19 protein-coding genes are annotated in these 23,022 nt (G+C 66.8%); 15 read left to right on the forward strand and 4 right to left on the reverse strand.

What is annotated here, in order from left to right:
- Window positions 1-58: 58 nt before the first annotated feature.
- The 6 genes from pilV to ABV408_RS02005 all read left to right on the forward strand — a co-directional run bounded on the left by pilV (window position 59) and on the right by ABV408_RS02005 (window position 6,033).
- Entirely contained in the window at window positions 59-568 is a 510-nt protein-coding gene (gene pilV, locus ABV408_RS01980) for a type IV pilus modification protein PilV (RefSeq protein ID WP_353980822.1), read from the forward strand.
- Entirely contained in the window at window positions 568-1,506 is a 939-nt protein-coding gene (locus tag ABV408_RS01985; RefSeq protein WP_353980823.1) for a prepilin-type N-terminal cleavage/methylation domain-containing protein, read from the forward strand. The genes pilV and ABV408_RS01985 overlap by 1 nt, the downstream gene beginning before the upstream one ends.
- Before the next feature lie 40 nt (window positions 1,507-1,546).
- A complete protein-coding gene (locus ABV408_RS01990) occupies window positions 1,547-1,984 on the forward strand; it encodes a hypothetical protein (protein ID WP_353980824.1) in 438 nt (145 codons plus the stop codon).
- Window positions 1,968-5,186 (forward strand): PilC/PilY family type IV pilus protein, encoded by a 3,219-nt coding sequence (locus ABV408_RS01995; RefSeq protein WP_353980825.1) that lies wholly within the window; start codon window positions 1,968-1,970, stop codon window positions 5,184-5,186. The genes ABV408_RS01990 and ABV408_RS01995 overlap by 17 nt, the downstream gene beginning before the upstream one ends.
- A gap of 92 nt (window positions 5,187-5,278) precedes the next feature.
- Window positions 5,279-5,719 carry a type IV pilin protein gene (locus ABV408_RS02000; protein ID WP_353980826.1) on the forward strand — a complete coding sequence of 147 codons (441 nt, stop codon included), beginning with the start codon at window positions 5,279-5,281 and terminating at the stop codon, window positions 5,717-5,719.
- A 14-nt stretch (window positions 5,720-5,733) separates the two neighbouring features.
- The gene (locus ABV408_RS02005) at window positions 5,734-6,033 is read left to right on the forward strand and encodes a hypothetical protein (protein ID WP_353980827.1); all 300 of its coding nucleotides are present in this window, start codon (window positions 5,734-5,736) and stop codon (window positions 6,031-6,033) included.
- Between the two features lie 16 nt (window positions 6,034-6,049).
- Here ABV408_RS02005 and ABV408_RS02010 read toward each other — a convergent pair whose 3' ends face one another.
- Window positions 6,050-6,655: a GspH/FimT family pseudopilin gene (locus ABV408_RS02010; RefSeq protein ID WP_353980828.1), complete on the reverse strand. Its 606-nt coding sequence runs from the start codon at window positions 6,653-6,655 to the stop codon at window positions 6,050-6,052.
- A 23-nt stretch (window positions 6,656-6,678) separates the two neighbouring features.
- Between ABV408_RS02010 and thiO the strand changes: the two genes are divergently transcribed.
- Together thiO and ABV408_RS02020 are read left to right on the forward strand one after the other, a co-directional pair.
- Window positions 6,679-7,764, forward strand: a complete 1,086-nt coding sequence (gene thiO / locus ABV408_RS02015) for a glycine oxidase ThiO (RefSeq protein WP_353980829.1) — start codon at window positions 6,679-6,681, stop codon at window positions 7,762-7,764.
- Between the two features lie 112 nt (window positions 7,765-7,876).
- Window positions 7,877-9,517, forward strand: coding sequence for an NAD+ synthase (locus ABV408_RS02020; protein WP_353980830.1), 1,641 nt, complete (start codon window positions 7,877-7,879; stop codon window positions 9,515-9,517).
- Window positions 9,518-9,589: 72 nt separating this feature from the next.
- Here the strand turns inward: ABV408_RS02020 and ABV408_RS02025 are convergent, their stop codons facing one another.
- Window positions 9,590-10,402, reverse strand: a complete 813-nt coding sequence (locus ABV408_RS02025) for an outer membrane protein assembly factor BamD (RefSeq protein WP_353980831.1) — start codon at window positions 10,400-10,402, stop codon at window positions 9,590-9,592.
- Between the two features lie 119 nt (window positions 10,403-10,521).
- On the opposite strand from ABV408_RS02025, the gene rluD reads away from it, so the two are divergent.
- From rluD to clpB, 3 genes are all read left to right on the forward strand, one after another.
- Window positions 10,522-11,481 (forward strand): 23S rRNA pseudouridine(1911/1915/1917) synthase RluD, encoded by a 960-nt coding sequence (rluD, locus tag ABV408_RS02030; protein ID WP_353980832.1) that lies wholly within the window; start codon window positions 10,522-10,524, stop codon window positions 11,479-11,481.
- Complete coding sequence (pgeF, locus tag ABV408_RS02035) at window positions 11,478-12,281, forward strand: peptidoglycan editing factor PgeF (protein ID WP_405049923.1); 804 nt, start codon at window positions 11,478-11,480, stop codon at window positions 12,279-12,281. The genes rluD and pgeF overlap by 4 nt, the downstream gene beginning before the upstream one ends.
- A gap of 180 nt (window positions 12,282-12,461) precedes the next feature.
- Window positions 12,462-15,047: an ATP-dependent chaperone ClpB gene (clpB, locus tag ABV408_RS02040; RefSeq protein WP_353980833.1), complete on the forward strand. Its 2,586-nt coding sequence runs from the start codon at window positions 12,462-12,464 to the stop codon at window positions 15,045-15,047.
- Between the two features lie 104 nt (window positions 15,048-15,151).
- Here clpB and ABV408_RS02045 read toward each other — a convergent pair whose 3' ends face one another.
- The gene (locus ABV408_RS02045) at window positions 15,152-16,525 is read right to left on the reverse strand and encodes a sugar porter family MFS transporter (RefSeq protein ID WP_353980834.1); all 1,374 of its coding nucleotides are present in this window, start codon (window positions 16,523-16,525) and stop codon (window positions 15,152-15,154) included.
- A gap of 569 nt (window positions 16,526-17,094) precedes the next feature.
- Here ABV408_RS02045 and ABV408_RS02050 point away from each other — a divergent pair.
- Entirely contained in the window at window positions 17,095-18,819 is a 1,725-nt protein-coding gene (locus ABV408_RS02050) for an acetolactate synthase 3 large subunit (protein WP_353980835.1), read from the forward strand.
- Window positions 18,819-19,310, forward strand: a complete 492-nt coding sequence (ilvN, locus tag ABV408_RS02055; RefSeq protein ID WP_035470452.1) for an acetolactate synthase small subunit — start codon at window positions 18,819-18,821, stop codon at window positions 19,308-19,310. The genes ABV408_RS02050 and ilvN overlap by 1 nt, the downstream gene beginning before the upstream one ends.
- A 115-nt stretch (window positions 19,311-19,425) precedes the next feature.
- Here the strand turns inward: ilvN and ilvY are convergent, their stop codons facing one another.
- A complete protein-coding gene (gene ilvY / locus ABV408_RS02060) occupies window positions 19,426-20,310 on the reverse strand; it encodes an HTH-type transcriptional activator IlvY (protein WP_207037202.1) in 885 nt (294 codons plus the stop codon).
- 179 nt (window positions 20,311-20,489) lie between these two features.
- Here ilvY and ilvC point away from each other — a divergent pair, with 179 nt between their 5' ends.
- The gene (gene ilvC, locus ABV408_RS02065) at window positions 20,490-21,506 is read left to right on the forward strand and encodes a ketol-acid reductoisomerase (RefSeq protein ID WP_035470454.1); all 1,017 of its coding nucleotides are present in this window, start codon (window positions 20,490-20,492) and stop codon (window positions 21,504-21,506) included.
- A gap of 191 nt (window positions 21,507-21,697) precedes the next feature.
- Window positions 21,698-22,570: a CDP-diacylglycerol--serine O-phosphatidyltransferase gene (gene pssA, locus ABV408_RS02070; RefSeq protein WP_051895614.1), complete on the forward strand. Its 873-nt coding sequence runs from the start codon at window positions 21,698-21,700 to the stop codon at window positions 22,568-22,570.
- Window positions 22,571-23,022: the final 452 nt, after the last annotated feature.

Below are 23,022 nucleotides of genomic sequence, written 5' to 3' on the forward strand. Positions count from 1 at the left end.
CCGGTGGTCGTTACCCTTTCGGCCGTCGCTTGTCCGACGGCTCTCCGCGGAGCCGGGTGTGTCCCAGTGTCCTCACGGCTTGCGCCAACAGCGCGGCCTATCGCTCATCGAAGTCCTCGTCGCCATGCTGGTCTTCAGCATCGGTCTGCTGGGGACCGCGCAGCTGTTGGCACAGCAGCAGCGGCTGGGGCAGGAGGCCAGCCATCGCGCCATGGCGACGATCATGGCGGAGGACCTGCTCGAACGTGCCAAGCTCGACCCGGACCGCAACCAGCGCTTCGCAGGTAGCTATGAGCCGGGCAACCCCAGCGGGAGTACTCAGCAGAACGCGGTGCCCGCCGGCCTCCAGTCCTGGATGGCGGCCTGGACGCCACGCGCCGCGCTGCCCGACCCGCGTGTGTGTGTCAGCGCGCCGGCGGCGGGGGCCGCCGGCGACGTCGCCGTCACCCTGGTGTGGTACTCGCGTACCGCGCTGACCGCGCCGTCACAGCTACCGGCGTGTGTCAGCGCGCGGGGCGACCGAAACCATCAGCGCTGGGTGACACTCGCGGCCTGGGTGAGCGCCTGATGGCGTGGCCTGGCGAAAGACGTGGCGGCGCGAGGCGTCAGGCCGGGGCGACGCTGATCGAGCTGATGATTGCGATGGCGATCGGCCTGGTGATGATCCTGGCGCTGACGCGGGTCTATCTCGCCAGCGCCGAAAGCGCCCGTGACGCGACCGCGCAGGCCAGCCTGATGGACAAGGCGCGCCTGCTCCAGGAGCGCTTCAACACCGAGTTCCGCCGCGCCGACTTCTGGGGGCGCGTGCCTGCCGACGCCGAGCGCCGGGGCACGCTCACCCTGGGCGGCGACTGCGGCGGCGACTTCGCCTTCGGACGCAGTGCCCAGGCCGCGTCCGACCGGCCGCTGGGGGTGTGGGCGTCGACCACGCCGCCCTCGGACTGCTCGCTGCAGCACCCGCTGGCCAACCAGACCTTTGTGGTCATCCGCTACGCCGCCGAGCCGTGCGCGGCCGCTGGCTGCGGTGGTCCGGGGCTGAAGAGTTTCGACCCTTTCGCGAGTTTCTTCAGCGGCACGCCGCCCGCCGAGCCGGCGCGCGGAGATGCCAATGACCTGTGGCGCTATGGCGGCAGTCTCTACTACCTCAGCCAAAACGATGGCGACACCGCGCTGCGGCGGCTGCGACTCTCCGGTTCGCGTTTGAGTAACCAGGAGGTGCTGGAGGGGGTCGAGGCGCTGGCCTACCGCTGGTACGTGGCCAACGTCGGTGGGAGTGGGGGGAGCTGGCAGAGCAGCGCCGATCTGAACGCGGCGATGGTGTCGCGAATCCAGGCGGCACAGATCGAAGCGGTGGTCTCGGTGGCCACCCGCGCCACCTATCAGGATTCGCGCCAGTACACGCTGAGCGACGGCACTCAGGTCGCGCCTGCACGCGGCCGGCGCTATCGGGAACTCGCCTTCGTGGTGCCGCTGGAGATGCATCGGCCGGGAGGCGGCAATGGCTGAGCGTTGCGGACCCCACCATCAGCGCGGCGTGGTGTTGCTCATGAGTCTGATCTTTCTGCTGCTGCTGGCGATCGTGGCGGCGGCGCTGGCCGAGACCCTGGCCACCCAGAACCGTCTAGGCGTGGCGCATCAGCAGGCGCGAGTGCTGTTTCAGTCACTGCACGGTGTGCTCGACGCGGCCAGCCACGAGCAGGCAGCGCTACGCGCGCAGTCCCAGAGCGCCCAGCCCGGCACGCCGCAGGCATGGCAGGGCAGTCACCCTACTCTCCCCACGGGTGACCGGCTCGGGGTCGAACTGCTGCGCGCCGCCCATACCTGCCTGGTGCCCGGCTACTCCAGCGGTAGCTGCCTGCCGCTGGAGCTCGACGCCAGCGGCACCCGCGGCGCCTCCGAGGTCAACGCCCGCCAGGTGCTGGGGCTGCGGATCGAGACAGTGGATGTGACATCGGGAGGGGATGGCCGTGCCGGTATCTTCTAAGCATGCCATTCGCAGCCGGTCCGGCGCGGCGACGCTGGCACGGCGGGCGCTGTGCTGGGTGATGCTGACCGCGCTGTGTCTGGCGCTGCCGGCAGGCGCCGACGATACCGATATCTACCGCAGTCTCTACGATATCGAGTCGCGCGGTACCAAGCCGCAGGTGATGATCCTGTTCGACACCTCCGGCAGCATGAACGACGTGGTCGCCAGCAGCGGCGGCAACGGCAGCAAGATCAACATCGCCAAGACGGTGATCGACGCGCTGGTGCGCAACAATCCCCAGGTCGATTTCGGGCTGACGATCTTCAACTACAACGCCTATTCGCCGGACGGTGGGCGGGTCATCTATCCGCTGCCCGGCAGGGGAATGAGCGGGGGCGACGAGCAGCGCTCGGCGCTACGGCAAACGCTGGGTGATCTCGACCCGGTGACCTCGACGCCTCTGTGCGAGACCTACTACGAGATATTCCGCTACCTGAACGGCGATCGGCCGCTCTACGGCACTCAGCCACGCGCCTACTATGACAGCAACCCGCCCTACAGCCGCGACGCACTCGAGGGCAACGGCCGCTACTCGCCGTATCGCTCGCCGCTGCGCCCGTGTGAGCCGCTCTATCTGATCTACATGACCGACGGTGTGCCGCAGCACGATACCGCTGCCAATGCCGCCATTGCCCGGCTGGTGGCCGGCAGCGGCTTCTATCACGGCTGCGATGACTACGCTGCGATCGACGACTTCTCGCGGCCAACGCACGAGCGCAACTGCATGCCGGAGCTGGCCTACTATATGCAGCAACTGGAGACTTTCAGCCAGGGCGAGACCCCGCGCGGGCCGGTGACCACCTATACCATCGGCTTCGATACCGACCAGCGGCTGCTGGTCGACAGCGCCAGCCCGCTCAACCTGGCGCCGGGCCAGACCTGCCCCACGCCGCGCCGGGACACCCGTTACCATGGCCGCGACGCCTGTGTGGGCTATTTCACCGCGGCCAATTCGGCCCAGCTCTACGCCGCCTTCCAGGGCGCGATCGACGACGTGCTCTCGCGCAGCACCACCTTCTCGGCGCCGGCGGTCTCCGCGGCCTTCACCAATAACACCCAGAGCCTGGACCGGCTCTACCTGCCGCGCTTTCTGCCGCGCAACACGCCGCGCTGGAGCGGCAACGTCAAGCGGCTCCGCTTCGTCTCGCAGCAGCACTGGGAGGACGTACGCGGCAATCAGGCGTTCGACACCCAGACCGGCGATATCCGCAAGAGTGCCTACACCTGGTGGTCCGGCAGTGACATGCTCGATCTCGATGCGCCGGATGGCAACACAGTCGAGGCCGGCGGCGTGGGGGCACTGCTACGTCAGGCCGTGGGACGCTCGCTCGCCGAGGAAACGGGCGCTGACGGGCGTCACGTCTTTACCCAGGCGCAGGGCGCGTTGCGTCCGCTGGCGCTCACGTCGCAACCCGCCTGGATGAACGATCCGGCCAGCTGGGGATTGCCGCCGCAGACCTCGGAGACCGAGATCGCCCGGCTGATCGCCTGGGCGCGTGGTGTGGACATCGACGATGAAAATGGTGACGGCGTGCGCAACCAGGCACGCCCGTGGATTCTCGGCGATATCCTGCACAGCGACCCCATTGCGCTGAACTACGGCCGTCTCGACGGTGCCGATCGTGGTGAGACCCGGGAGAAACTCTATCTCGCCTTCGGCACCAACGCCGGCTTCCTCCACTTCATCGACGGTGACAGTGGCCAGGAGCAGTGGGCCTTCATGCCGCGCCCCCTGGCCCCGCTGCAGCCGACGCTGCGTGATAACCAGGAGGCGACCGATGATGAGCCGCGTCACCCCTACGGTGTCGATGGTCCGGCCGCCTTCGTGCGCATCGATGCCGATCGTGACGGGCGCATCACACCCGGTGGCGGCGACCGTATGCTGCTGGCCTTCGGGCTGCGCCGCGGCGGGCGTGACTACTATGCGCTCGACGTCACCGACCCGGCGAAGCCGCGCCTGGCCTGGCAGCTGAGCGCCAGCGGTGACTTCGCCGAACTCGGCCAGAGCTGGGCGGCGCCGATCCCGGCGCGGGTGCCCGGCCACGCCAACCCGGTGTTCGTAATCAGCGGTGGCTACGACCCCGGGCGTGACGACCCCGAACGCGATGCCAGCCAGGCGGATGGTCAGGGGCGTGCGCTCTATATCGTCGATGCCCTGAGCGGCGAGCTCGTCTATCGTGCCGACCCCAGCACGTCCGGACGCTTCGTCGGCGGCGAGACGTTTCGCCAGGCGCTGCCCGCCGCGCCGCGGGTGGTCGACAGCAACAACGATGGCGTCGCCGATCGTATCTATCTCGCCGACGTGGGCGGCAATCTGTGGCGGCTCGATCTCGCCGGCAGCGATCCCGATGACTGGCGGGTGCGCAAGATTGCGGCACTCGGTGGTACGGGGCAGGATAATCGACGTTTTTTCACCAGCGTGGATTTCGTCGGGCTCGACGTCGAGGGCCGCCGCCAGGACCTGCTGCTGCTGGGCAGCGGTGATCGCGCCAACCCCAAGGCGGGCGGGGAGGGCAGCCAGGCGCCGGCGGTGAATGATGCCTTCTTCGCCGTGCGTGACCCGGTCAGCGTGGCGGCGGCGGAGGGGGGGAAGATCAAGCCGGTCAGCCTCGATCAGTTGACCGATATCAGCGACCAGCGCTTCTGCGATCCCCAGGCCGACAGCGCCGAGGCGGGTGCCGACAAGCGCGGTGACGACGCACGGGCCTGCCTGCCGGCGTGGCAATCCGGAGCGGGCTGGGTGCTCTATCTCGATCGCGGCTATAGTCTGCCGCTGACCGGGGCCAAGGTGCTCTCGCCGAGCGTCACTCTCGATGGTGGCGTCTACTTCTCCGCCTATGTGCCCGACAAGCCCGACTCGATCTGCGTGCCGGTGGTGGGGCGCAGCTACCTGTTCGGCATCGATCTGCTCACCGGCCTGGGCATCGGTGGTGCCGATGAGAGCGATGCCGAGCTAAAGAAGGGGCGGCGTGCGGTGGTGGCGGGTGAATATCTGCTGGGGCGTCCGGCGGTACTGGTGCGTGGCGACGAACTCTACCTCCAGGGGATCGGTGCCGCCTCTCTGGCGGGGCTGGTAAAAGCGGGGGCCGGGAGCGCCGGTGGTGGCATGCAGCTGCCTTACCGCGTGCGCCGCACCTACTGGTATGAACCGGTCCCGTGATCCCGCTGGCGTTAGTCCCGAACCGCCGTCGATCGCGACGGCACTCTCTTTTTCCTACCTCTTTTTCCTACCAGTCCGCGAACGGAGATTTCATGACTCAGCGCCAGCGTGGTTTCACCCTGATCGAGCTGATGATCGTGGTGGCGATCGTCGGCATCCTCGCCGCGATCGCCATTCCCAGCTATCAGCAGTATGTCGAGCGTTCTCGGCGCGGCGACGGCGAGGCGCTGCTGCAGAGCGCGATGGCGCGCCAGGAGAGCTACTACGGCCAGTTTCTGCAATACGCTCCCGACGTGGCGACCCTAACCGGGGGCGGCACCCTGGGCAACAGCGACTATCAGCTGGCGGTCTGCGGCAATCAGGCGGGTTGCAGCGGCGGGGGCTCGGGCCAGACGCCGCCGGCGGGCCAGTATGTGCGCATGACCGCGACGCCCCAGGCGGGCAGTCCGCAGCAGGGCGATGGCGTGCTGTGGATCGACTCCCAGGGCAATACCGGGCGGCGGCTGAATGGCACCGAGCAGGGGGCATGGTGATGCGAGTCAAGGGCATGCAGACAATGAAACCGGTCGCGGGACTGGCGGGGCTCGGGCTCTGTCTGCTCGGCCTGTGGTCACCTGCGTTGGCGGATGAGCGCGAGGTGGCCAAGTGTGCGGTGCGTCAGGCCGACGGCACCCTGCGCATCCGCTGGATCGAGATCGACGAGATGCGTGAGGCCCAGCGTGCGCTGCAACGTTTCCTCGATCACGAAGCCCCCGGTGAGGGGCGCCAGGTCGAGCGCTGTATCGGCGCGCGGCAGATCTTCCCCAGTGCCCAGGCGCGTGCCGCGGATCGCAGCGCCCCACGCTGAGCCGTGTCCGGGCGGCTCAGGGAGGACAGCCGCTGCGCTCACCATGGGTCAGCGTCACCCGGCCGGCATCGTTGAGCGTCAGCTTGTTGCCGTCACTGGCCGTGCAGACCCAGAAGCTGCCGAGTGACGTATTGAAGCGCCACGGTGTACTGGGAAAAGTGAGCCGGCTGCCGCGATTCCAGCTCAGGCTGATGCCCGTCAGCGGATGCTCCCCCGCCAGGCGCCCTCCGCCACCGTCGGCCTGAGCCCACTGATAACCCCGGTTCCAATTCTTGCCGCACTGGCCACTGGCGCCGGCAGGGCCGAGGGCACAGAGCTGCCACGGCTGGCGCGTGGCGATGGCGAGCTGCTGCAGCGCCTCCAGCCGCTGGTGCAGGGCCTCGGTCTCGCTGGCCAGGCGGCGGCGCTCCAGCCAGCCACTGGTGGAGATCGCGATACCGGCGAGTATGCCGATGATCACCAGGGTGACCAGCAGCTCGATCAGGGTAAAACCGCCCTGGCGGCTGCCGCTCGATCGGGATGAGGCGGTGGGCGCACGCGACGGGCGGTGAGCGGTACGCGGGGCGATAGCGGTATCTCCTCGGGCGAGGTCGGGCACGGGCGGCGGTGCGGATGGTAACATCGGGCTTTTGTCGGGATATCGACATGCAGCAGGATTTCTTGATCGTGGGCGGGGGCGTCATCGGCATGCTGACGGCGCTGCAGATGGCCGATGCCGGGCACTCGGTGGCGCTGGTGGAGCGCGGCCGCTGCGGCCGCGAGGCATCCTGGGCCGGCGGTGGCATCGTCTCGCCGCTCTACCCCTGGCGCTATTCGCGGCCGATCTCGGCGCTGTCGAGCTGGTCCGAGGGGCGCTACCCGGAGCTCGCCGGGCGGCTGCTCGAAGAGACCGGCATCGACCCCGAGTTCCGCCAGAAGGGGCTGCTCTACCTGCGCGTCGAGGATGTCGCCGCCGCCCTCGACTGGGCGCGCGAGGTGGCCAAGCCGCTGTCGCGCATCGATGCCGCGACCCTGTATGCCAAGGAGCCGCAGGCGGCACCGGGATTCGACGGTGCACTGTGGATGCCGACCCTGGGCAGCATTCGCAACCCGCGCCTGGGCCAGGCGCTGCGCGCGCGCCTCGCCGCCAGCCCTGGGGTCACGCTGCACGAGGGGCGTGAGGTGCGCGGGCTGATCCGCCAGGGCGCGGCCATCCGCGGGGTCGAGACCGACACCGGCGGGCTGCACGCCGGTCACACCGTGGTCTGCGCCGGGGCCTGGTCGAGCGCGCTGCTGGCGTCGGTCGGCGTTACCCTGGCGGTGCGCCCGGTGCGCGGGCAGATGATTCTGTTCAAGGCGCCACCGGGGCTGGTCGAGCGGGTGGTACTCAAGGATGGCCGCTACGTCATTCCGCGCGCCGATGGCCGCGTGCTGGCCGGCTCGACCCTCGAAGAGGTGGGCTTCGACAAGCAGACCACGGCCGCGGCGTTCGATTCGCTGCACGCCAGCGCCTGCAGTATCGTGCCGGCGTTGGCCGAGTGCGAGGTCGAGCACCACTGGGCCGGGCTGCGCCCCGGCTCGCCCGAGGGCATACCGACCATCGGTGCGGTGCCGGGGTTCGACGGGCTGCATATCAATGCCGGACACTACCGCAACGGCTTGGTGCTGGCGCCGGCCTCGACCCGGCTGCTGGTGGATCAGCTGATCGGCTGCGCGCCGATCGTCGACCCGACCCCTTACCTGCCGCGCTGAGTGCGGATTTTGCCCTGGCCGCGACCATGGGCGAAAATGATCGTGACGTCGCCGAGGCCGGTTGTGCGGCGCCAGCCAACCCTGTCGTAGCTGTCTGGAGAAGAGTGGACCCATGCAAGACCTGACCCTGGTAATGGCACAGCTCGACCCGCTGGTCGGCGATATCGCCGGCAATACCGCAGCGGCGATCGAGGCCGTGCGCGAGGCGAAGCTCGAGCACGACGCCGACGTGGTGGTGTTCAGCGAGCTCTATCTCACCGGTTATCCACCCGAAGACCTGCTGCTGCGCGAGGCGATGGAGCCGCGCCTGGCCGAGGCGCTGGCGGAGATGGCGCAGAAGATCGCCAAGTTCGCGCCGCAGACCCTGGTGGTGATGGGGTATCCCGGCCTGCGCGACGGCAAGCGTTACAATCTCGCCGGCGTGCTGCTGGGGGGCGAGTGGCGCGGCGAGTACGCCAAGCAGGCGCTGCCCAACTACCAGGTGTTCGACGAGGATCGCTACTTCGAACCCGGCACCCAGCCGCTGGTGATCGAGCATGCCGGTGCGCGCCTCGGCATCCTGATCTGCGAGGACCTGTGGGACGGCGCCCCGGTCCGGCAGTCGGCGCAGGCCGGTGCAGATATCCTGATCACGCTCAACGCCTCGCCGTTCCATCTCGACAAGCCTGCCGAGCGCGAGCGGCTGTTCGCCACCCGCGCCCGCGAGGCGGGCCGGCCGGTGGTCTACGTCAACGCCATCGGCGGTCAGGACGAGCTGGTGTTCGACGGCGGCTCGCTGGTGCTGGATGCTCGGGGTGAGGTCGCGGTACGCGCACCGTTCTGGCAGGCCGGGCTGATGCCGGTGCGCTTCGTCGCCGCAGACGCCGGCTGGCACCCCGAGTCGGGTGAGCGCGAGGCGCTGCCGGAGAGCGAGGAGAATCTCTACTGCGCGCTGGTCACCGGGCTGCGCGACTACGTCAACAAGAGCGGCTTCCAGGGCGTGGTGATGGGGCTCTCCGGGGGCATCGACTCGGCGCTGTCGCTGGCGATCGCGGTCGATGCGCTTGGCCCCGAACGGGTGCATGCGGTGATGATGCCGTATCACTACACCGCCGAGATCTCCCGCGCCGACGCCGCCGAACAGGCCCGACTGCTCGGTGTCGGCTACGAGGTGATGCCGATCGCGCCGATGGTCGAGGCATTCAGCGCCACCCTGGCCGAGAGCTTCAGCGGCCTGGGGGCGGATACCACTGAGGAGAATCTGCAGTCGCGGGTGCGCGGTGTGCTGCTGATGGCGATCTCCAACAAGAAGGGGCTGATGGTTCAGACCACCGGCAACAAGAGCGAGATGGCGGTGGGCTACGCCACGCTCTACGGTGACATGGTCGGCGGCTACAACGCGCTCAAGGATGTCTACAAGACCTGGGTCTATCGGCTGGCCAAGTGGCGTAATGCCCAGTCCCCGGCGATCCCCGAGCGGGTGATCACCCGACCGCCTTCCGCCGAGCTGGCCCCCGACCAGCAGGACAGCGACTCACTGCCGGGCTACGACGTGCTCGACGCCATTCTCGAACGCTATATCGAAGGCGACATGAGCGCCGAGGCGATCATCGCCGCCGGTTATGATCGCGACGACGTCTACAAGGTGGTCAAGCTGGTCGACCGCAACGAGTACAAGCGGCGCCAGGCGCCGGTGGGCGTGCGGGTGACGCTGCGTGGCTTCGGCCGCGACCGGCGCTATCCGATCGTCAATGGGTGGCAGCCCGGCGCCTAGTCAGGCCTCTGATTAGGCCAATTCAAGGCATAAAAAAACCGCGACGGGGTCGCGGTTTTTTTGGGTCCCGGCTCAGCCGTTGGCGGTGAGCGGCGGGTTCACCTTGACGTGCCTGGGCTCGAAAGTGTTTCCATCGAGCTGGGCGTTGTCGGGGTCGTTGGCGATCAGCGTCTTGAGCACGCTCTGGGCGCGACCGCGCATGTCCAGACCCAGGTAGCCCTCGACCATCACCGCCAGGGCATCGCGGGTCGCGGTGGACTTGGGGTAGTGCTCGATCACCCAGCGCCCGCGCTCGATCGCGGCGACATAGGCGCCCTTGCGCAGGTAGAAGTCGGCCACCTGCAGCTCGTGGCGCGCCATCACGTTGCGCAGATAGATGATGCGCTGGCGCGCGTCCGGGGCGTAGGCGCTGTCGGGGAAGCGCCGAACCAGCTCGCCGAAGTCGACGTAGGCGTCACGCGAGGCGCCCAGGTCGCGCTTGGAGATGTCGATCAGCTCCAGCCCTTCGAGGCTGAAGCGGCCCGCCTGATAGGCGGCCAGCCCACGCATGTAGTAGGCGTAGTCGACCTGCGGATGATCCGGATGCAGGCGAATGAAGCGGCTGGCGGCGGCGCGCGCCTGCTCCCAGTTCTCCACCTTGTAGTAGGCGTAGATCTGCTCCAACTGTGCCTGCTCGGCGTAGCGACCGAAGGGGAAACGGGTATCGAGCGCTTCCAGCTGGGTCACCGCGGTAGAGAAACGGCCGGCATCGAGCGAGCTCTGGGCCTGCTGGTAGAGCTCCTGCTCCTGCAGATCGGGGGCGGGCTCGTTACTGGCGCACCCGGCGAGCAGCGCGCCCGACATCAGCAGGGCGCCCAGTGCGGGAAATCGCGCTGAAAATCGCATCGTCATCCTCGTATCAACCAATCCCTGGCGGCCGTGATAGAATCCGCCGAATCCGCTCACTATAAAGCAAACCCCGGTAGCGGCGAAATGTACCGGCGAAACGGAACCCTTCCCGACGTATGGCCGACATCCTCAAGCGTGACGAGCGCATACCCGAGCATTTGGCCGGACGACGTCTGGACCAGGCGGCGGCCGAAATGTTCCCCGAGTTCTCCCGCGAGCGGCTCAAGAGCTGGATCCAGCAGGGCGAGCTGAGCCTCGACGGGCGCACGGCGCGGCCCAAGGACAAGGTGTTCGGCGGTGAGCGGCTGGCGCTCGACGCGCAGCTGGAAGCCGAGACCCGCTGGGAGGCGCAGGATATCCCGCTGACCATCGTCCACGAGGACGACGCGGTGGTGGTGATCGACAAGCCCGCCGGGCTGGTGGTACACCCCGCCGCCGGCAACCCCGACGGCACCCTGCTCAATGCCCTGCTGCACCACTTTCCGGCGCTGGCCGGCATCCCCCGTGCCGGCATCGTGCACCGTCTCGACAAGGACACCACCGGGCTGATGATGGTGGCCAAGACGCTGGAGGCCCAGACTGCGCTGGTCGAGCAGCTGCAGGCGCGCAGCGTGTCGCGGGAGTACGACGCCATCGTGGTCGGCACCATGACCGCCGGCGGCACCGTGGATGCGCCGATCGGGCGCCACCCCAAGGATCGTCAGCGTCAGGCGGTCACCGCGGGGGGCAAGCCGGCGGTGACCCACTATCGGGTCCAGGAGCGCTTCCGCGGGCACACCCACGTGCGCTGTCGGCTGGAGACCGGACGCACCCACCAGATCCGCGTGCATCTGGCCCACGTGCGCTATCCGCTGGTCGGGGACCCGGTCTACGGCGGGCGGCTCAAGCTGCCCGCCGGCGCCGGCGAGTCGCTCAAGACGCTGCTGCGCGATTTCCCGCGCCAGGCGCTGCATGCGCACAAGCTGCGCTTCACGCATCCCGTCAGCGGCGAGCCGGTGGAGTGCCGCGCGCCGCTGCCCGATGACATGTTCCTGCTGCTGGATGCGCTGCGTCAGGACCGGGAGGGTGAGGCATGAGTCTGAGCGAAGATGCCGGATTGCCGGGCATGACCCCGCCGGCCAGCGACGCGCCGACGCTGATCCTGCCTGACTGGGCGGCGCCGAGCACCGTCGGTGCCTTTGTCACCACGCGCCAGACCGGCCCCAGCCGCGGCCACTTCGCCGCCTTCAATCCCCAGGGCTTCAAGGGCGACGACCCGCAGACGGTGGCGCGCTGCCGTGAGCTGCTATCGCTGGAGGTGGGCGATGGGCGCCCGCTGTTCTGGCTCAAGCAGGTCCACGGGGCGCGGGTGATGCAGAGCTATCAGCCCGAGTACCGAGAGACGCCGCCCGAGGCCGATGCGGCGGTCACCAGCGGGCGTGACTACGCCTGCGTGGTGCTCACCGCCGACTGCCTGCCGGTGTTCTTCTGTGATCGTGCGGGGACCCGGGTGGGCGTGGCCCACGCCGGCTGGCGCGGGCTCGCCGGTGGCGTGCTGGAGGCCAGCGTGGCCGCGCTGGGCGTCGATCCGAGCGAGATCCTGGTGTGGTTCGGGCCGGCGATCTCGAATGCCCAGTTCGAGGTCGGCCCGGAAGTGTTCGAAGCCTTCGTCGCGGTCCAGCCGGAGGCCGAGAGCGCCTTCGATCGCAGCCCCTACCGGCTCGGCCACCATATGGCCGATCTCTACAAGCTGGCGCGCCTGCGTCTCGAACGCCTGGGCATCCACTCGATCAGCGGTGGTCACTTCTGCACCGCCTGCGACGAGACCCGCTTCTACTCCTACCGCCGTGATCAGGGCCGCACCGGGCATATGGCCAGCGTGATCTGGCTGCGCTGAGGCGCGCTTTCCTGCTCCCCAGTATCAGACTCTCACATGAATGAGATTCGTCTGCGTCCATTTGGCGCAGGCGAATTTTTCATGCGCAGCGCTTGAATTGTGCAAACATACCTCCATCTAGCTGTCAACTGATGAACTGATTCGCCGCCGACCCGGTCGGCCGGCTCTGGAGGGAATCCGATGCGTATGGATCGCATGACCACGAAGTTGCAGAACGCCCTGGCCGAGGCGCAATCGCTGGCGGTTGGCCGCGGCCACAACCAGCTCGACCCGGGCCATCTGCTGATGGCGCTGCTGGAGATGCGCGACAGCGGCGTCAAGGGCCTGGTGCAGAAGGCAGGCGGCGACGTCAGCCGTCTGCGCGAGGGGCTGACGAGCTATCTCGACAAGCTGCCCGAAGTCGGCCAGTTCGACGGCAACGTCAGCATGAGCCAGGACTTGGGGCGGCTGTTCAATCTGGCCGACCGCGAGGCCCAGAGCCGCGGTGACCACTACATCGCGATCGAGCTGGTGCTGCTCGCCGCGCTCGATCTCAAGGGCGGCGTGGCCAAGGTACTGACCCAGGCCGGGCTGGAGCGCAAGCGTCTGGCCACGGCGATCAGCGAGGTGCGCGGTGGCGCTCAGGTCGACGACGCCAACGCCGAAGAGAAGCGCGAGGCGCTGGAAAAGTACACCCTCGATCTGACCGCTCGTGCCAGCGACGGCAAGCTCGATCCGGTGATCGGGCGCGACGACGAGATTCGCCGCACCATCCAGGTACTGCAGCGGCGGACCAAGAACAACCCGGTGCTGATCGGCGAGCCGGGCGTGGGCAAGACCGCGATCGTCGAAGGGCTGGCTCAGCGCATCGTCAATGGCGAGGTGCCGGAGGGGCTCAAGGAGAAGCGCGTGCTGTCGCTGGACATGGGCGCGCTGCTGGCCGGTGCCAAGTTCCGCGGCGACTTCGAGGAGCGGCTCAAGGCGGTGCTCAACGAGCTGGCCAAGGAAGAGGGCCGGGTGATCCTGTTCATCGACGAGCTGCACACCATGGTCGGCGCGGGCAAGGCCGAGGGCTCGATGGATGCCGGCAACATGCTCAAGCCGGCGCTGGCCCGCGGTGAGCTGCACTGCGTGGGGGCGACCACCCTCGACGAGTACCGCCAGTACATCGAGAAGGATGCGGCGCTGGAGCGGCGCTTCCAGAAGGTGCTGGTGGACGAGCCCAGCGAAGAGGACACCGTCGCCATCCTGCGCGGGCTCAAGGAGCGCTACGAGGTCCACCACGGGGTCGACATCACCGACGGCGCGATCATCGCCGCGGCCAAGCTCTCGACCCGCTACATCACCGACCGTCAGCTGCCCGACAAGGCGATCGACCTGATCGACGAGGCTGCCTCGCGCATCCGCATGGAGCTCGACTCCAAGCCGGAGGAGATGGATCGTCTCGAACGGCGTCTGATCCAGCTCAAGATGGAGCGTGAGGCGCTGAAGAAGGAGACCGACGAGGCCTCGCGCAAGCGCCTGGAGAATCTCGAAAGCCTGATCGATGAGCTCGAGCGCGAATACGCCGACCTCGAGCAGGTGTGGAAGGCGGAGAAGGCCAGCATCCAGGGTGCGGCCCAGTACAAGGCCGATCTCGAACAGGCGCGTATCGACCTCGAAGCGGCGCGGCGGCAGGGCGATCTCGGACGCATGTCCGAGCTGCAGTACGGGGTCATCCCCAAGCTGGAGCAGCAGATCGCCGAGAGCAGCGAGAGCGAGGCCAGCGGCGTGGCGGAGCACCAGCTCCTGCGCTCCAACGTGACCGAGGAGGAGATTGCCGAAGTGGTGTCGCGCTGGACCGGGATTCCGGTGGCCAAGATGCTCGAGGGTGAGCGTGAAAAGCTGCTGCGCATGGAGGAGGCGCTGCACGAGCGGGTGATCGGCCAGGACGAAGCGGTCACTGCGGTGGCCAACGCCGTGCGCCGTTCGCGGGCCGGGCTCTCCGATCCCAACCGGCCCAACGGTTCGTTCCTGTTCCTCGGTCCCACCGGGGTGGGCAAGACCGAGCTGTGCAAGTCGCTGGCCAGTTTCCTCTTCGACACCGAGGAAGCGATGGTGCGCATCGACATGTCCGAGTTCATGGAGAAGCACTCGGTGGCGCGGCTGATCGGGGCGCCGCCGGGCTACGTCGGCTACGAAGAGGGCGGCTACCTGACCGAGGCCGTTCGCCGCAAGCCCTACTCGGTGCTGCTGCTCGACGAGGTCGAGAAGGCGCATCCGGATGTCTTCAACATCCTGCTGCAGGTACTCGAGGATGGGCGCCTGACCGATGGCCAGGGGCGCACGGTGGATTTCCGCAACACCGTGATCGTGATGACCTCCAACCTGGGCTCCGATGTGATCCAGCGCATGGGCGGCGAGGAGTCCGACTACGCGGCGATGCGCGATGCGGTGATGGCCGTGGTGGGCAACCACTTCCGCCCCGAGCTGATCAACCGCATCGACGAAGTGGTGGTTTTCCACGCCCTCGGCCAGGAGCAGATCCAGGCGATCGCCTCGATCCAGCTCGAGCGTCTGCGCCGGCGGCTCGCCGAGCGCGATCTCGGGCTCGAGGTCAGCAGCGACGCCATGGCCCAGCTGGCGGTGGTGGGCTTCGATCCGGTCTACGGAGCGCGTCCGCTCAAGCGCGCGATCCAGAACCGGATCGAGAACCCGCTGGCCCAGGATCTGCTGGCGGGGCGCTTTGCTCCGGGCGACACCATCCGGGTCCGCGCCGAGGGCGACCACCTGGTGTTCGAGACCTGACCTCGCCGGACGTTCGCTGTACGGTGAGTGACCATGACAGAGCCCCGCCGACAGGCGGGGCTCTTGTCTTTTCTGGGGTGGGGCTTTCCGGGAGCCCAGGTTGCTCAGGCGCGGGCGGGCTGGCGCCGGGGCGCCGTCGGGTCGCTCGCGCCGCGCACCAGGCGGCGCTGCAGCGCCTCCAGCGAGACGCCCTTGGTCTCGGGCATCAGGAACATCACGAACAGCACCTGCAGCACCATCATCACGGCGAAGAAGGCGAATACCGGCCCGCCGTTGAAGTGCCCCAACACCGTGGGCATCACTAGCGCAATGCAGGCAGCACAGATCCAGTGCACCGAGCTGCCGAAGGACTGGCCGCGGGCGCGTACCTGATTGGGGAAGATTTCGGCGATGAAGACCCAGATGATCGCCCCCTGGCTGATGGCGTGGGCGGCGATGAACAGGCACAGCAGCAGGGGCACGTCGAGGCCGCCCAGATCATTCGAGAAGAAGGCGCGTGAGATCAGCACCAGCGAGACGATATACCCCACCGAGCCGATATAAAGCAGGGTGCGCCGTCCCAGGCGGTCGATCAGCGCCATGCCGAGCATGGTGAACAGCAGGTTGATCACCCCGATGCCCACGGTCGAGAGCAGGGCCGCGCTGCTGCCGAGCTGGGCCGCTTCGAGCACCCGTGGGGCGTAGTAGATGATGAAGTTGATGCCCGAGAGCTGATTGAAGAAAGCAATCAGGAACGCCAGCAGGATCGGCAGGCGATAGCGCCCGGAGAAGAACGCCGGCCGTGCCTGCTGACCGTCGCTGTCGTCGGCGGCGCGAATGGCGGCGACCTGGGCGTCGACGTCGGCCTGCGGGTCGAGCTGACGCAGTACCGCGGCGGCCCCCTGAGGGTCGTTGCGGTGCAGGATCAGCCAGCGCGGGCTACGCGGAATGCGCAGCACCATCAGGGTATAGATCAGCGCCGGGAGTGCCTCGACGCCGAGCATCCAGCGCCACGCCTGGCCGTCGACCAGCGCGCCGATCACATAGTTGGAAACGAACGCCATCAGGATGCCGAACACCACGTTGAACTGATAGAGCCCCACCAGCAGGCCACGGCGCTCGCTCGGCGCGATCTCGGAAATATAGGTGGGGGCCGCCACCGAGGAGACGCCGACGCCGATACCGCCGATCAGGCGGAAGAACGAGAACCAGTAAGGGTCGCTGGCCAGCGCCGAGCCCACCGCCGAGACCATATAGAGCCCGCCGATCAGCAGCAGGGTGGCGCGCCGGCCCAGGCGGTCAGTGGGGTAGTTGCCCCAGATGGCGCCGATCACCGTGCCCCACAGCGCCATCGACATCACCAGCAGGCCGTGCTGCAGGTCGCTCAGCCCCCACAGCGCCTGGATGGGCTTGTCGGCGCCGGAGATGACCGCGGTATCGAAGCCGAATAGAAACCCGGCCAGGGCTACCGTGATCGACCACTGGACGATACGCGACATGGAACTCCTCCTTCTCCGGGTCGAGCGACGCGGTATGCATGAGATGAATCGATTCAGCTTGCGCATTACAGCAAGGGATCGACGCAGATGCGAGCGTTCGTCGGTAGACTTTCGTCGCGCTTCGGTAAACGGAGGGGGCGCGTGTCGGGCGCCGATGGCCGGTGCTGACGCCGGGTGCCCGCCAAGGTTGACACTCCGGGAGCGCTGGGAGAATCTAGGCGACTCCTGATTGCGGGCGCAGCCATTGTCGGGCGACCCCTGGCCGCTGCGTGAAGGGTAGGTTCTGCGTGACCTCTACCCGCCTGTCGAAGGAACTCTTTCTCAGGAAAGAGGGGAACGGGCCACCCGCTCGTCCCCGCCAACCCCACACGGCGATCTGCCGTGCCGGGAGCCGCGTCGACCTGCCGGTCGTGACGGTTCCCATGAGTGCGGGTCCCCACCCAGGGCCCATAGCCAGGATTATGGCATCAGGCGCCGACGGCATGTCGGTAGCGGCGTACCGCCGCATTAACGCTACGCGATCGCGGAAATCGCGCAGTGGCACTCGAACCTCCAGGGGAGACTCACCAGTGGAATTACTTTCCGGCGCCGATATGATCGCCCGCTTCCTGAAAGACGAAGGGGTGGAGCATATCTACGGCTACCCGGGCGGTGCGGCATTGCACATCTACGATGCCCTCTTTCGCCAGGATAGCGTCAAGCACATTCTCGTTCGCCACGAACAGGCCGCGACCCACGCCGCCGACGGCTATGCCCGTGCCACCGGCAAGCCCGGCGTGGTGCTGGTCACCTCCGGCCCCGGCGCCACCAATGCCGTCACCGGCATCGCCACCGCCTACATGGACTCGATTCCCATGGTGGTGCTGTGCGGCCAGGTGATGAGCCACCTGATCGGCGAGGACGCCTTCCAGGAGACCGATATCGTCGGCGTGACGCGCCCGGTGGTGAAGCACAGCTTCTCGATCAAGCACCCGAGCGAGATCCCCGAGGTGCTGAAGAAGGCGTTCTACCTCGCCGCCACCGGACGCCCCGGCCCGGTGCTGGTGGACATTCCCAAGGACATGACGGCGCCCACCGAGCGCTACGAGTACGTCTATCCGAAGAAGGTCAAGATCCGCTCCTACAATCCGGTCACGCGCGGGCATACCGGCCAGATCAAGAAAGCGGTCGACATGATGCTCAAGGCGCGGCGACCGGTGTTCTATACCGGCGGTGGCATCATCACCGGGCGCGCCTCCGAAGCGCTGACCGATCTGGTGCAGCGTCTGGGCTTTCCGATCACCACCACGCTGATGGGGATCGGCGGCTTCCCCCAGGGTGATCGCTGCTCCCTCGGCTGGCTCGGCATGCATGGCAGCTATGAAGCCAACATGGCGATGCACCACGCCGATCTGATCATCGCCATCGGCGCGCGCTTCGATGACCGCGTCACCAACAACACCTCGAAGTTCTGCCCCACCGCCAAGATCGTGCATGTCGATATCGACCCCAGCTCGATCTCCAAGACGGTGCGCGCGGACGTGCCCATCGTCGGTGCCGCAGGCAGCGTGATCGACGAGATGATCAGCCTGCTGCAGGACCGCGAGCCGGCCAGCCCCGATGCGCTTACCGAGTGGTGGAAAACCATCGACGGCTGGCGCGCCGAGCGCGAAGGCAAGCTCTACGAGCCGTCGAAGCCGGGCGAGGCGCTCAAGCCGCAGGAGGTGATCGAGGCGGTCTACCGCGCCACCCGCGGCGAAGCCTTCGTCACCACCGACGTGGGGCAGCACCAGATGTTCGCGGCCCAGTATTACAAGTTCGCCAAGCCCAACCGGTTCATCACCTCCGGTGGCCTCGGCACCATGGGCTTCGGCTTCCCGGCGGCGATGGGCGTCAAGCTCAATTTCCCGCAGGACGACGTGGTCTGCTTCACCGGTGAAGGCAGCTTCCAGATGATGATGCAGGAGCTGTCGACGTGTAAGCAGTTCGATGTCGGGGTCAAGATCGTCAACCTCAACAACCAGTCGCTGGGCATGGTGCGCCAGTGGCAGGATCTCAACTACAAGTCTCGCCACGCCCACTCCTACATGGAGTCGCTGCCGGACTTCGCCAAGTTGATCGAGGCCTACGGCTTCACCGCGATCAAGGTGACGACCTTCGATGAGCTGGAGCCGGCGCTGGAGCGTGCCTTCGCCGACACCAATGAGCTCGTGTTCCTCGATATCTACGTCGATCCTTTCGAACACGTCTATCCGATGCAGGTGCCGCTGGGCTCCATGCGTGACATGTTGCTGTCGAAGACGGAGCGGACCTGATGCGCCATATCATCTCGATTCTGCTGGAAAACGAACCCGGCGCCCTGTCCCGCGTGGTGGGGCTGTTCTCCCAGCGCAACTTCAACATCGAAACGCTGAACGTGGCGCCGACGGAAGATCCCTCGCTGTCGCGGCTGACCGTCACCACGGTGGGCGACGACCGGGTGATCGAGCAGATCACCAAGCACCTCAACAAGCTGATCGACGTGGTCAAGCTGGTCGACCTGACCGAGGGCAACCATATCGAGCGCGAGCTGATGCTGGTCAAGGTCAAGGCGCTGGGCGCCAGCCGTGACGAGGTCAAGCGCACCGCGGACATCTTCCGGGCGCAGATCGTGGACGTGACGCCGAGCGTCTATACCGTGCAGATCACCGGGGATGCCGGCAAGCTCGACGCCTTCGTCCAGGCGATGGCGCCGATCGGCATTCTTGAAGTGGCGCGGACCGGGGTTTCCGGTATCGCTCGCGGCGACAAGCTGCTGTCGCTGTAGCCACGTCGACGGCAACGGTATGACGCCCGGCGGAAGCGATTCCGCCGGGCGTTTTTCATTTTTTCATGGTGGCGTGGCTCGCGGGGCGCGCCGGAGTGGCACGGTAGAACGTGGTTCAGCCCGGCAATTGCGTCCAGAGCGCTTCGATCAGGGCGCTCTTGAGGCGGCGCTTGAGCACGCACAGGCCAACGTCGTAGTGGGGCAGCTCGGGCTTGACCGGCAGAATGGCGATACGGTCGAGCAGCGGGCTGTTGTCGAGCACGATGCGCGGCACGATGCCCACGCCGAAGCCGAGCCCGACCATGCTGACGATCGCTTCGTTGCCGGCGACCTGGGCGTAGATGCGCGGGCGTACCCCGAGGGCGCGGAACCAGGTGTCGGCATGATCGCGGGAGAGCCCCGACTCCGACAGGATCATCGGCACGTCGCGCCACTGGGCAGGCGTTGGCACCTCCGGTGTCGCCGGCAGCCAGGCGGCGCCGTCACGCGGGGCGATGAACACCAGCGGCGACGTCGCCAGCGGCTTGAACGCCACCGCGTCCGGCAGGCTGCGCGGGCGCGCGGTGATCGCCATCTCCTCCTGCTCGGCCTGGACCCGGGCAATCGCATCCGCCGGGTCGCCGGTGTGCAACTTGATCTCGATGCGCGGATGGCGCTGACGGAATTCGCTCAGCAGGCGGTAAAGGAAGCTGTAGCTGGCGGTGACCGAACAGTAGATGCTGAGCTCGCCGGCAAGCTCCCGAGTCTCTGCCATCAGCTCGCGCTGCAGCGTCTGCCACTGCTCCAGCGTCTCCCGCGCATAGGTGTGGAAAAGCTGCCCCTCACGGGTCAGCTCGACATGGCGATTGTCGCGCTCGAACAGGGTCACGCCCAGGCTCTCCTCGAGCTGGCGCAGAGAGCGGCTCAGGGTCGAGGGGCTGACATGGCAGGCGTCGCTGGCGCGGCCGAAGTGGAGATGGTCGGCCAGGGCCAGAAAGTGGGTGAGCGGGCGATAGTCCATGGAGCGTGCTCGTTGCTGAATGTGAAATGTCGCATTGCAAATATAGCGTTTTACGCAACGAGACGCTTGCCTTATCGTGGCTGCACGGTTCGACGATCACCGCCCGCTCCGGCGGCCGGCGCGATCGCTACGCCGCCCCGACACTTTTCAGACTGCTCGCATCGATATCGGAGTTTGCCATGCACGTGTATTACGACAAGGACTGTGACCTCGCGCTGATCCAATCCAAGCAGGTCACCATCGTGGGTTATGGCTCCCAGGGCCACGCCCACGCCAATAACCTCAAGGAGTCCGGTGTCGACGTGACCGTGGCGCTGCGCAAGGGTTCCTCTTCCGCCGCCAAGGCCGAAGGTGCCGGCCTCAAGGTGGCCAGCGTCGCCGAGGCGTGCAAGAGCGCCGACGTGGTCATGATCCTGGCGCCGGACGAGAACCAGAAGGTGATCTACGAGCAGGAGATCGAGCCGAACCTGAAAGAGGGCGCCACCGTTGCCTTCGCCCACGGCTTCAACATCCACTACAGCCAGGTCCAGCCGCGTGCCGATCTCGACGTGATCATGGTGGCACCCAAGGCGCCGGGCCATACCGTACGTTCCGAGTTCGTGCGTGGCGGTGGTATCCCCGACCTGATCGCGATCCACCAGAACGCCTCCGGCCAGGCCAAGGAGATCGCACTCTCCTACGCCGCGGCGATCGGCGGTGGCCGCAGCGGGATCATCGAGACCACCTTCAAGGACGAGACCGAAACCGACCTGTTCGGCGAGCAGGCGGTTCTCTGCGGCGGCGCGGTCGAGCTGGTCAAGGCTGGCTTCGAGACCCTGACCGAAGCGGGCTACGCCCCCGAGATGGCCTACTTCGAGTGTCTCCACGAGCTCAAGCTGATCGTCGACCTGATGTACGAAGGCGGCATCGCCAACATGAACTACTCGATCTCCAATAACGCCGAGTACGGTGAGTACGTGACCGGCCGCGAGATCATCAACGAGAGCTCGAAAGAAGCGATGCGCAAGGCGCTCAAGCGCATCCAGGATGGCGAATACGCCAAGATGTTCATCGCCGAAGGCGCATGCAACTACGCCTCGCTCAACGCCCGCCGGCGCCAGACCGCCGAGCACCCGATCGAGCAGGTGGGTGAGAAGCTGCGCGGCATGATGCCGTGGATCACCGCCAATCAGCTGGTCGACAAGAGCAAGAACTGAACCGCATCAAACGCGGTATGCAACGAGGGGCGCGACCGAGGTCGCGCCCCTTTTGCGTGTATGTCCGCTTGTCTGCCCGGGTGAGAGTTTGCTCGCTCGGGTAGGGTATGTGTCGCGATTGCCGCTAGGCTGTGGGTAGAATTGCCCGGCTTGCATACCGGAACGCTCTCGATATCAAAGGACTCGCCGCCATGACGCAGGAAGAACGCCACCACGAGCAGGAGCCCGAAACCATCACCATCGGCGCGACCTCGCCGCTGTTCGACGACGAGGACGAGGTGATCGAGGAGACGGTGGAGAACGGCAAGCGCATCCGCCGTCGCGGCATCTATCTGCTGCCCAATCTGTTCACCCTCTCGGCGCTGTTCGCCGGCTTCTACTCGATCGTCGCGGCGATCAACGGTGACTACGCCAAGGCCGCGATCGCGATCTTCATCGCCATGGTGCTCGACGGTCTGGATGGCCGGGTGGCGCGCCTGACCAATACCCAGAGCGCCTTCGGCGCCGAATTCGACAGCCTCGCCGACATGGTCTCTTTCGGCATGGCGCCGGCGCTGGTCGCCTTCACCTGGATTCTCCAGGATATCGGCAAGATCGGCTGGATCGCTGCCTTCATCTTCGTCTCCGGGGCGGCGCTGCGGCTGGCACGCTTCAACGTGCAGATCGGCAGTACCGACAAGAAGTGGTTCGTCGGCCTGCCCAGCCCCTCGGCCGCCGCAGTGGTCGCCGGCTGCGTCTGGGTCTTCCACACCTTCGATGCCGAGTCCATCGGCTTCAAGGTACTGATGACGGTCGTCGTCGCCGCCGCCGGCGTACTGATGGTGAGCAACGTGCGCTACCACAGCTTCAAGGAGATCGACTTCAAGGGCCCCGTCCCCTTCGTCTTCCTGCTGGTGATCGTGCTGCTGTTCGTGCTGATCTCGATCGAACCCTCGGTGATGCTGCTGGCGCTCTTTGGCTGCTACGTGGTATCGGGGCCGCTGTTCGCGCTGGGGCGGCTCAACAAGGCGCGCCGGGACAAGCGCCGCAGTGCCTCTGGTGACCAGCAGGCCCAGGACGACTGAGGCAGGACTGCCATCGACGCCTACCGACGCCCGCCTCGTGCGGGCGTCGGTGTATCTGGCCGGATGGGTTTGCCCTCAGAAGTCCCGCCATACGTGGCCTCTAGCGTCGGCGTCGGAACGCGGCGACACTTTTTCGACATTTCCCCTTGCCAAGTCCGGGGTAGATCCGTAAAGTACGCATCCGCTGACGCCGAGACAGGTTCTCGGGGTTGGTGGAAAAGCTAGCTAAGCTGTTGAAAAGATTGAAAAAAATCGATTGACACTTAGCCGCGGAGGTAGCAGAATACGCGCCTCGCTTTTCCAGGATCGGTTCTCAGGCGGCAACGTGAACCGGGCAAGGGTCGACAAGAAAGACGTTGACATCTTCGCCAAGATCCTTAAAATACGCCTCTCCTTACGGCGACCCAGAAAGCAAGCGCTGACAAGCACTTGAGTCACTTTCGGGTCACGGC

The sequence above is a fragment of the Salinicola endophyticus genome (genome assembly GCF_040536835.1).
In the GTDB taxonomy this organism is placed as follows: domain Bacteria; phylum Pseudomonadota; class Gammaproteobacteria; order Pseudomonadales; family Halomonadaceae; genus Salinicola; species Salinicola endophyticus_A.

What these genes read in the sequence shown, in the direction of transcription:
- ilvC (WP_035470454.1), top strand. Translation starts at nt 20,490, where the DNA reads ATGCACGTGTATTACGACAAGGACTGTGACCTCGCGCTGATCCAATCC.
- ABV408_RS02025 (WP_353980831.1), bottom strand. Translation starts at nt 10,402, where the DNA reads ATGCGATTTTCAGCGCGATTTCCCGCACTGGGCGCCCTGCTGATGTCG.
- thiO (WP_353980829.1), top strand. Translation starts at nt 6,679, where the DNA reads ATGCAGCAGGATTTCTTGATCGTGGGCGGGGGCGTCATCGGCATGCTG.
- ABV408_RS02000 (WP_353980826.1), top strand. Translation starts at nt 5,279, where the DNA reads ATGACTCAGCGCCAGCGTGGTTTCACCCTGATCGAGCTGATGATCGTG.
- pssA (WP_051895614.1), top strand. Translation starts at nt 21,698, where the DNA reads ATGACGCAGGAAGAACGCCACCACGAGCAGGAGCCCGAAACCATCACC.
- ilvY (WP_207037202.1), bottom strand. Translation starts at nt 20,310, where the DNA reads ATGGACTATCGCCCGCTCACCCACTTTCTGGCCCTGGCCGACCATCTC.
- rluD (WP_353980832.1), top strand. Translation starts at nt 10,522, where the DNA reads ATGGCCGACATCCTCAAGCGTGACGAGCGCATACCCGAGCATTTGGCC.
- ABV408_RS02020 (WP_353980830.1), top strand. Translation starts at nt 7,877, where the DNA reads ATGCAAGACCTGACCCTGGTAATGGCACAGCTCGACCCGCTGGTCGGC.
- clpB (WP_353980833.1), top strand. Translation starts at nt 12,462, where the DNA reads ATGCGTATGGATCGCATGACCACGAAGTTGCAGAACGCCCTGGCCGAG.
- pgeF (WP_405049923.1), top strand. Translation starts at nt 11,478, where the DNA reads ATGAGTCTGAGCGAAGATGCCGGATTGCCGGGCATGACCCCGCCGGCC.
- ABV408_RS01990 (WP_353980824.1), top strand. Translation starts at nt 1,547, where the DNA reads ATGAGTCTGATCTTTCTGCTGCTGCTGGCGATCGTGGCGGCGGCGCTG.
- ABV408_RS02010 (WP_353980828.1), bottom strand. Translation starts at nt 6,655, where the DNA reads ATGTTACCATCCGCACCGCCGCCCGTGCCCGACCTCGCCCGAGGAGAT.
- ABV408_RS02005 (WP_353980827.1), top strand. Translation starts at nt 5,734, where the DNA reads ATGCAGACAATGAAACCGGTCGCGGGACTGGCGGGGCTCGGGCTCTGT.
- ilvN (WP_035470452.1), top strand. Translation starts at nt 18,819, where the DNA reads ATGCGCCATATCATCTCGATTCTGCTGGAAAACGAACCCGGCGCCCTG.
- ABV408_RS02045 (WP_353980834.1), bottom strand. Translation starts at nt 16,525, where the DNA reads ATGTCGCGTATCGTCCAGTGGTCGATCACGGTAGCCCTGGCCGGGTTT.
- ABV408_RS01985 (WP_353980823.1), top strand. Translation starts at nt 568, where the DNA reads ATGGCGTGGCCTGGCGAAAGACGTGGCGGCGCGAGGCGTCAGGCCGGG.